This is a genomic window from Peribacillus muralis (assembly GCF_001439925.1).
Classification (GTDB): domain Bacteria; phylum Bacillota; class Bacilli; order Bacillales; family DSM-1321; genus Peribacillus; species Peribacillus muralis.
The window spans coordinates 1-539 of sequence record NZ_LMBV01000074.1 but is presented as its reverse complement, the minus strand read 5'-3'; the positions used below and the strand labels follow the sequence as shown (position 1 = coordinate 539).

The following is a 539-nucleotide window of genomic DNA, read 5'->3' as shown; positions in this document are numbered from 1 at the left end:
AAAACCTAAGTCCAAGTAAGGCTTATCAATTAATTCAAGAGACAATCGAACAAGAGGGCTTTAAGAGGATGACTAGATATTTTTGTGATCTACTAGAGGTTTCACGTTCTGGATATTACAGCTATTTGAAGGCCTCCACTATCCGGGAGGCCAGAGAGCAGCTGGATTTGGAAACGAAAGAAGTCATCTTAGAAGCATTTAATCGCAGGGGTTATAAGAAAGGAGCACGTTCCATTAAAATGATTTTAGAGAATGAGAATGATCTAATCCTTAGCCGTAAAAAGGTCCAGAGAATCATGAAGAAATACGGAATTGTTTGCCCTCACAGAAAACCGAACCCTTACAAACGGATCGCTAAGGCCACGAAGGAGCACCAGGTTGTCCCAAACAAATTAAACAGAGAATTCAAGCAAGGAGTCCCAGGAAAGGTGTTATTGACAGATATTACTTATTTGCCATATAACGATAATTGTATGGCTTATTTGTCAACCATAAAAGACGGGTCTACTAACGAACTCCTGGCTTACCATGTGTCTGAC

General features: G+C 40.3%; 1 protein-coding gene. It reads left to right on the top strand.

Features of this window, described 5'->3' with window-relative positions; genetic code table 11:
* Nucleotides 1–68: 68 nt before the first annotated feature.
* Nucleotides 69–539 (top strand): IS3 family transposase (locus ASU00_RS24145; protein WP_413783547.1); only part of this gene is annotated, 471 nt, incomplete at its 3' end.